This is a genomic window from Salipiger mangrovisoli (genome assembly GCF_015223355.1).
Classification (GTDB): Bacteria; Pseudomonadota; Alphaproteobacteria; order Rhodobacterales; family Rhodobacteraceae; genus Salipiger; species Salipiger mangrovisoli.
Map to the genome: position 1 here is coordinate 1 of NZ_JADFFK010000056.1, position 7,939 is coordinate 7,939.

11 protein-coding genes are annotated in these 7,939 nt (G+C 60.4%); 1 reads left to right on the forward strand and 10 read right to left on the reverse strand.

What is annotated here, in order from left to right; translation table 11 throughout:
* Window positions 1–154 precede the first annotated feature (154 nt).
* The 10 genes from IQ782_RS28930 to IQ782_RS28975 form a co-directional block, all read right to left on the reverse strand.
* The gene (locus IQ782_RS28930) at window positions 155–787 is read right to left on the reverse strand and encodes a tyrosine-type recombinase/integrase (RefSeq protein WP_194138133.1); all 633 of its coding nucleotides are present in this window, start codon (window positions 785–787) and stop codon (window positions 155–157) included.
* Between the two features lie 391 nt (window positions 788–1,178).
* Entirely contained in the window at window positions 1,179–1,547 is a 369-nt protein-coding gene (locus tag IQ782_RS28935; protein ID WP_240989661.1) for a DUF982 domain-containing protein, read from the reverse strand.
* Between the two features lie 252 nt (window positions 1,548–1,799).
* The gene (locus IQ782_RS28940) at window positions 1,800–1,964 is read right to left on the reverse strand and encodes a hypothetical protein (RefSeq protein WP_194138134.1); all 165 of its coding nucleotides are present in this window, start codon (window positions 1,962–1,964) and stop codon (window positions 1,800–1,802) included.
* A 247-nt stretch (window positions 1,965–2,211) separates the two neighbouring features.
* A complete protein-coding gene (locus tag IQ782_RS28945; RefSeq protein WP_194138135.1) occupies window positions 2,212–2,439 on the reverse strand; it encodes a hypothetical protein in 228 nt (75 codons plus the stop codon).
* Window positions 2,436–2,642: a cold-shock protein gene (locus IQ782_RS28950; RefSeq protein WP_092431303.1), complete on the reverse strand. Its 207-nt coding sequence runs from the start codon at window positions 2,640–2,642 to the stop codon at window positions 2,436–2,438. The genes IQ782_RS28945 and IQ782_RS28950 overlap by 4 nt, the downstream gene beginning before the upstream one ends.
* 292 nt (window positions 2,643–2,934) lie before the next feature.
* Window positions 2,935–3,807: a transglutaminase family protein gene (locus IQ782_RS28955; RefSeq protein ID WP_194138136.1), complete on the reverse strand. Its 873-nt coding sequence runs from the start codon at window positions 3,805–3,807 to the stop codon at window positions 2,935–2,937.
* A gap of 217 nt (window positions 3,808–4,024) precedes the next feature.
* The gene (locus tag IQ782_RS28960) at window positions 4,025–4,330 is read right to left on the reverse strand and encodes a hypothetical protein (protein ID WP_143015465.1); all 306 of its coding nucleotides are present in this window, start codon (window positions 4,328–4,330) and stop codon (window positions 4,025–4,027) included.
* 64 nt (window positions 4,331–4,394) lie between these two features.
* Entirely contained in the window at window positions 4,395–4,889 is a 495-nt protein-coding gene (locus IQ782_RS28965) for a hypothetical protein (protein WP_194138137.1), read from the reverse strand.
* Between the two features lie 134 nt (window positions 4,890–5,023).
* Complete coding sequence (locus IQ782_RS28970; protein ID WP_194138139.1) at window positions 5,024–5,866, reverse strand: transglutaminase-like domain-containing protein; 843 nt, start codon at window positions 5,864–5,866, stop codon at window positions 5,024–5,026.
* Between the two features lie 729 nt (window positions 5,867–6,595).
* Complete coding sequence (locus IQ782_RS28975) at window positions 6,596–7,336, reverse strand: Crp/Fnr family transcriptional regulator (RefSeq protein ID WP_092431299.1); 741 nt, start codon at window positions 7,334–7,336, stop codon at window positions 6,596–6,598.
* Window positions 7,337–7,484: 148 nt separating this feature from the next.
* Between IQ782_RS28975 and IQ782_RS28980 the strand changes: the two genes are divergently transcribed.
* Window positions 7,485–7,733: a hypothetical protein gene (locus IQ782_RS28980; RefSeq protein WP_092431298.1), complete on the forward strand. Its 249-nt coding sequence runs from the start codon at window positions 7,485–7,487 to the stop codon at window positions 7,731–7,733.
* Window positions 7,734–7,939: the final 206 nt, after the last annotated feature.

Consider the following 7,939-nt stretch of genomic DNA (forward strand, 5'->3'; position numbering starts at 1 on the left):
ACCTGGCGGTCGGGCAGAAGCGGCGAAGCGTCAACTATGCGACCGGCACGAAGGGCGGAAAGCCGAAGTTCGCTGCGGGCACCTACGAAGGTCTGCTCAGGCGGTTATCTATTGGGGAACCCAGGGCCGCCCGCGTTGAAACGGCCCTGTTCGTTCAAAGCTCTACGGCTTCAGCGATGGCGAGGGCGTCCTCAAGTTCCACGCCCAGATAGCGCACCGTGCTGTCCATTTTGGTGTGTCCAAGCAGAAGCTGGACCGCGCGCAGGTTTCCGGTCTTGCGGTAGATTTGTGCGACCTTGGTCCGGCGCATCGAGTGCGTACCATAAGCACTTGGTTCGAGCCCGATCGAAGTCACCCAGTCTCGGACAAGACGCGCGTACTGCCGCGTGGAAATGTGTGGCCGGTCGTGAAAGCGGCCCGGCCACAGGTGTTGCGAGCCGACCATCATGGGGTCGTCCAACCACGAGGCAAGAGACTTCCGGGTACTTTCGACAATCTCAAAACGAACCGGCTTTTGCGTCTTGCTTTGGATGATCGAGGCGCGCTGCTTGACCTGGCCGGCGGCGTAGACATCTGCCACCTTCAGCCTGACCAGGTCGCAGCCACGCAGCTTGCTATCGATGGCGAGATTGAACAGCGCGAGGTCGCGAGCGTTGCCTGAGATTTCAAGCCGAACGCGGATCGCCCAAACATGCTTTGGCAGGAGCGCGCGCTTCTGACCAACGATGCGCCCTTTGTTCCATGCTGGACGGCAGGCGCGGATGGCGGGCAGGTTTGCGATAGACATGGCGATCCTCCGATCCGCCTCCCCCAGCCCCATCGCCAACCCAACGTTGGCAAATCAGGATACCATGAAGACATGCGGGAGCAGAGATAGTCCGCGCGGAGCTGTTCCAAGATGCTCGCCACGACAGGCAGAGTGGCTTTTTCGCATATGGAACACTGCCGCGAAAGGCTCCAGACCGTGCGGTGGAGCCACCGGCCGTTTACACGCCTGAATCTGCGAATAGGGAGATTATCAATCGACTTTCGGTTCAAGCCCAAGTGCCACAGTACAACATTAGCTCCAAAGCTTGGACATCTGGCCGTCTTGTTGAAAGTCAGCAGCACCGACTACGGAAGGATTTGCAAAGAGGAGATACGCCTCTTTCAGCGCCCGGCGCTTGGCGCGCGACCCATCAAGCCATGGCCGCTTGCTTGAAGCCTGCCAATCGGGCGGCCTTCAGGAACGCGTTACGGGCATCGTCGACGGAGTTCATGCATTCCATGGCCGCCTCCACCTTCGCCAAGGCGGTCTGTTGCGCCGCATCGGCCACCGGCCATTTCCGGCGCAGCCAGTAATGTACCTTCTCGATCGTGCAGAAGCGCGTAACGTCCCCGTCTTTCGGGTCAATCAGGATAAGAGGGTCGCCCCAGAAAATTTCCATCATATTTGTTGTCTTTCGTATTCGTGATGCCAAGGTGCCGACGCTGGCGACCACTCTCGCGAGTTGCTCCATCGGCGGCGCCTGCGGCGTGGTAAGATGTCCGGACGCAGGAACGCTCATGCGCTCAAGGTCGCCGGATTGGGTGGGGCCGGGACATCGTCAAGATAGATGAATGTCGCCCGGCCAAAATTCGAGGCGCAGATGTTTCTGCGCTGCCAGCCCAACCAATGGGCTGCAGAAAATTGCCGCTCCGAAATCGCTCAAGGTTGTTCCTTGCGATTCTGCTCGGGCGGCAGATATATCGAAAGGGCCGTTTTCATTGGGATTGGCCCAGCTTGCGGCGCTCGAGAGGGTGAGCCGTCGCGCCGGAGTTTATTCCGACTTTTCCTCGGCAAGCTGTGCTGCAGGCTTGGCAACCGGCGTCGGCGGTGTCCGGAATTTCTGGAAGCCGAAAGTTTTCGCTCCAGGGCGTTTCTTTGCCGGCTGGCTCAGGAAGTCCTTGAGGTCCAGCTGTTTTTTCGAAGGCGAATAGCCCATGTCTCTTTCCTCTAAATGGTCAAAGTGAATGGAAGCTGCCGCAGGTCAAGCCCTGCAGCAGCTCCTCCAGGTGAGACTGATGCGGAATGGTCGAGACCCACAGGAGGGGCCAATCCACTCGACGCGCTCACCCGGAATTCCGATCTACTTGGCCCGAAGTGTGCGGGCCGATCAGATCGTCGTCGGCAATCGCGAGACGGCGCCGCACGGGCAATCCAACCGTTCAGCGCCGGCCGCGTCTTGGCGGTTACGTCTTGTCGCGCGCTTCGCGAGCAGCTTTGAGGCGCGCCAGCTTTTCGGCGCGCTCGTCGGCTTCTTCTTTAAGCACGCGCTTGGCGCCCGCCGTGATCTTGTCGAGCTGGGTTTCCGGCCCGGTCCGCTTCTCACCGGACGTCCCCTTGGGCTGCCGCGGTTGCCCGCCGTTCCCGGATTGCGCCGGAATGCCCTTCAGCAGATCGTCCAGCGAGCGCTTCAAGCCAGGGCCAGATTGCTGGCGGACTCGCGACCGTCGCGGCCTGTCTCGACATCGAAAGTCACGTTCTGACCGTCGTCGATGCGCGTAATGCCAGCGCGTTCAAGCGCCGTGACGTGCAGGAAGATATCCTTGTCGCCGCTTTCCGGCGCGATGAAGCCGAAGCCCTTGGTGCTGTTGAACCATTTTACGGTGCCATTGGCCATGTCCGTAGTCTCCTGAATATGCTGCCCGCGACATGCGGCAGCCCGGCAAATGTCGATCCAAGACGATCAACCGAAACCGGGTCAGCGGAAGCAGCATTTCGAAGAGAAAAGCGTAAGCTCACTGCATGTGGAGACTGCCGGGCAGGTTTACAAGGACAATCGGAAGTTGGTGAAAATTAAGTTCTGTCCGAGCGAAGCCGATGCGTCCGGCACACGGTCCCACTCTTGGGCGGCTTATTGATTTACCGTGAAGATGCCAATATCGGCGCACCGATCTTAGGGGCCTGAACGTTCAAGGACCATCCACGCTCACGCTCACTCCCACCTCCAGAGAGAGAAGATCGCAACCCCTCCCGTAGTACCCGCCACTCACCGGCGTCACCTGGGCAATGTTGCGCGCGACCGCCACCGGGATGAGGTTCGCCGCACCGACGGAGCGATTGGTCGGGTCGAAGGCGATCCAACCCGCCCCGGGAACGAAGACCTCAACCCAGGCGTGGGTCGAGCCCGCGCCGGATGAGCCAAGGTTTTCCTCTGCGGGGTCGTGAAGATAGCCGGAGACCAGCCGCGCGCCAAAGCCAAGCGTGCGCACAGCCTCGGCAAAGAGGACCGCGATATCCCGACACGAGCCCCAGCCTCTGTCCAGGGTTTCGAGCGGCCCCTGAGTCCCTTCCGACGAGCGGCTTTGATAGGAAATCCACGCGTTCACCCCGTTCGCCACGTCCTTGAGCAGCGACAGGGTGTCGGTCGGCCATTCCATGACAAAGCAATCTACCCAGCGCGCCAGCCTGCCGGCGTGGTCAGCATACTGGGGCTGGGCGAGCGGCCCAAGATCGGTCCAATGATCGCCCTCGTAACGAAAGGGGTAGGACGCCGCTGAGGCGGCAATCGCAAAGATCGGCCAAGTCGGAGCACTCAACTCCACCGTCATCCGCGATTGGATGCACAAAAGCTCGGAGGAGGTGTCGAAGGTGGCCGATGCGACCGCGTTGCCAGCGACGTCCTGAGCCCAGTCGATCCGTGCGGAGGGTGAGATCTGCAGATCGAATGCGATCAGGCGCAGGTCTCTCGTCTCTCGGGGGCGCAGCATTAGTCGATGGGGGCCGATGGCCACGGCCGTTCCGTAACGATACGTTGTGATGTGCGAGATGTTCAGCGTCGTCATCAGAGGCCTTACGGGCCGACGCCGGAAAACCGACGCCGGACAGGGCCCGAGCCGGCCGGTAGAGACGATCGCCAGGTGGCGGAACGTTTGCAGTGACCACAAATTCTCTCGCCGAAACCCGTGCTCAAGAAACGCGCGCCGCAACGCAGACATTTACGCTCTGCTTCCACGTCACCGCGGGCCTTGGTCAAAGCCAACGGCGCTTTTTCATCTTCGGTCATAGTGTCGTCCCTTCGCGTTCCTTGAGCAGGTCGAGGTCCTTGAGCGCCTCTTCGATGATCGTCTTGATCATGGCCTCTCTGACTTCAGGCGCATTCTGGTGTTGCCGCAGCAAGACACGCACCTGCTCCATCGCCTCAATCCACCGGCGCAATGAATCTGCCAGCAACATCACGTCGATTTCGACGCCGTTGTGATCGAGATGGGCCAGAAGTCCGGAATTCGCCGCCATACGGCGAATGCGGCTTTCGAGCCGTCCATTGGGCGTCCTGTGACGGTCGAGATCGATGGGAAGATTTGTCATGGCCCGGGAGCCCGACGTGCCGGCGTCACCGCACGTCCCCAAAACCGGCGCGTGTCAAGACGCCTCATTCGCCAATGCCCGGCCGAGAAGACCCGGAACGCGGGAACTTTTCGGGCTTGCTCTCCACGCCTGCTGCGGCAGGGTGATCCCCGCGAGCACGATGCCGATGAATGCCGCTCCCGGGTGATCTTGTGGCATAGTAGTGCCGCAAGTCTCGCTCGCTGACGCCATCCGCCAGCATCACCATGCGAATGAGTGGATCGGCCAGCATCTTCTCAAGGAATGTGTCCCTCAGCTCCGTCTCCCCCATCCTGTCTTTCGCCATGGCCAGTTCCAGATCGCCAAGCGGGATGGTCAGGGTGCGTGCGAGGCCCGGGTGAGCGATCTGTGGATGCAGATGGACGAGAACCGACGAGGCAAGGGTTTCGTCCGCTCCTCCGGCACCCAATGGCGGTAGTTCGGTCTCGATGAGGTACTCGCCCGCTGGCAGGGTTTCATCAAAACTCTCAAGTTCAAAGGAATTCAGAAATACAACGATGGTGGGGATCGGAGTGCTCATGTCTGGTCTCCCAAAAAGTGTCGTTGGTATGTAGCCGTGGATGGAACCGAAAAGCGCCATTGCTGATCTGGCTCTGTGATCAGCGGGTGCATGCGGATCAAGCATCAGACGCCTTGATGAAACGCCAAAAGCCCTCAGTTGAAGGCCTCCGCCTCCTCAAGACTCCCGGTCGGCTCCGCTTCCTCTGTCCAGACCTGGAATCCGGTCAGCGTGTTCGGCCCGAAAGTCTGCGTCAGCGGAACGTCCGCCGCGTCTCGACCTCGGGCTATGAGGATCCGCGCGGTCCGGCGCGTGTTGTTTCGCGGATCGAAGACCCACCATCGCCCGTCGAGGAACACTTCCATCCAGGCCGCAAAATCGCCCGCGGGGTGTGGCTCTGGCTCACCGATATCGCTCAGGTAGCCCGTGCAGTATCGTGCAGGAATGTTCATGCACCGGCAGAATGTTATCGCAAGATGGGCAAAGTCGCGACAGACGCCATGCCGGGCGGACAGTGCCTGTGATGCCGTGCGCGTCGCATCGGCCTTCATGTAATCGAACCTGATCGTCTGGTGGACGTGGTCACAGATGGCTTGGACACGTGCCCAGCCCGGGGTGGTGCCTTCGAAGATCTGCCATGCCTCCTCGGATAGGATGTCGGTGTCGCAGTAGCGGCTTCCCAGCAGGAACACGAGCGTCTCGAACGGCAGGTCTTCGACATTGTGTTGCCGCGCCGCCGGGGACGTCGGATCGGGCTGCCCGGTATCGTGGAAGATGCCGCTGCTGGACAAGGTGAACTCTCCAGCCGGTGCCAGCATCCGCGTACACCAGTTGCCGAAGCCGTCGCGATAGCTTTCAAGCGAGACGCTGGGGGACGTGACAAGATAGTCCGCCTGCTCGAGATCGCCGAAGCGCGAGTAGTGGACGTTCAGCATCGCGATCAACGGTGTCGGCTGCACGAAATCATACTGCAGGCGGCACCCTATTCTAACTCGCATTTGGATCTCCTTGGCGCCGCATGTGCGCGGATGGTGTTGCGGGAACTTGCGCCGGAACCGAGCCATCGCGGCGGTTTTCCGGGTGATGCGAGGGCCGAATGTGCATCAGGGTGCGAGCGCGGTCAGGCAGGCCTTGGCTGCGTCCGGGTCCGATTTCTCAGCGCCGGGGATTGTCTTCCAGACTTCTGAAATACATGGACCTTCTCCGCTTTGGGAGTGAGGACGCGGATTGTTCGCACCTTCGCATCGTACCTCGCACCTTCATCGGACCCTCCCAGGTGAACCCGAGCATCGCAAGAGCAACAGGCCCCGGCACTCCAAACGCCTCGCTTTATCCAGGAGGCAGTCTTCATAGTTCGGTCCCCCATGGAAGTGAGCGCATGCCCCACCGCTCTTGGTGAGAATGCCTCACTGGTGTTAGGGCATCGATGAGGGTCGCGCGCTTACACATGTTAGCGGCTTCTCGCGGGGCAGGTCCGCGGGGCCGAATAGCTGTTGGCGCGCGGGCCCGCATAAAGGATCGGCAGTTTGCAAACCTTGCGTCGCCGCGAAAATCCGAAAACCCGCGACATGTGCGCCATGGAAACAAAAGATTAATGGTTGGCGAAGCGCCCGATCCAGGGATGCTTTTTGGTGCTTTAGGGCCGAACGCGCCAAAAGAAATCGGGCAACTCTCGGGTCTTGGTTCCGTCAATTTAAGGCCACTGTCCAATGCGCGGCCACACCGGATCATGCTCCGGAGAGCAACGGCCCTTCTTGGTCCAAGTAGGTCGGATCAAAATCCGCGAGCGTCACCAGCCCGTCGTAATCCTCGAACGACACGTGGCCGTCTCGAAAGGTGACCAGCCCTTTTTCCCGCAATTGCCGTAGAACGCGATTCACATGGATGGCACTCAGACCCAGGGCATCCGCCAGGTGGTACTGCGTCAATGGGCAGTCATATCCATCTCGCCCTCCCAGCCCGACCAGCGACAGACGGGCCGCGAGTTCCAGAAGGAAATGCGCCATGCGCGCCGCGGCATCACGCCGACCGATCCCGACAAGGTGCTCGACCACCATGGCCTCGTCCCGCGAGGCAGCCCAGAATATCGCGGTCGCCAAGCGCGGCATCTGCGTGAGGAGTTTCAGAAGATCGTCCGACAACACCTCGATCGCCTCGATGTCGGTGATTGGTTCGAAACTATGGTCTGACGTGCGAAGAAGGACGCTTCGCAGGCCGAGGAAATCTCCCGGGATCTGGACATCGACGATCTGCCGGGTACCGTCTGCCTGAACCTTGTAGGAACAGGCCCATCCGGCGGCGAGCACGTAGGCCGCTTGCCGCGATTGCCCCTGATAGACGAGGTCTCTCCCGACCGAAAAGGACCTGCGACGCTCATGGAGGCGCTCAAGCATCGCAGTCTCGCTTTCATTCAATAGCGCGAACGCCGACAGCTTGCGGGTGAGAGGGCTGTCTGTTCCGGCAGTCATTGGCGCCTCACTGGGTTCAGAATTTCGTGACCCCAAAAAATCGAACTGACTGCTTCAGGTTAGTTCACCATAGCAGCCTATCGGTCAAAGTGCAGACCTACAATCGGACAGCCGCTTTTTCCCGGTTCATGAAGGAGGTAAGATCAAGATGTCTGACCATGTCGAATATCTCGGCGTTGCCGCGGTCTCCATTTGCGAAGCACTCCTGTTGGCCCTGAAAGAGAGCGACATCCTCCCCGACGGCGAGATAATGGGAGTTTTGAAGGATGCCGCCGCGACACATGAAAACGCGGCGAAAGCGTCCCAGCAGCCAGCCGTCATCGAAATGCACCGCGAAGTCGCGTCGGTCATCAACCGCATGATCGCCGGCCGAGCGACGATCATCTTCCAGGGCTGAACTCGCGACCCACCGTGTTCGAAGAGACAAAACGGTGCGGTTTCATCAGCGGAATCGATCAGGCTGAGCGAACGGCGGCTTAGACTGGCCGCGCTGCGGCATACGGAACCGGTGCCGAAGGTCGGCTTGGGGCCGAACGCTCCCTTCGCTGCGCCTTGGGTTTGCGTTGGCAAAGCGCAGTAAACGGCCTGTCGCCCTGCGGACAC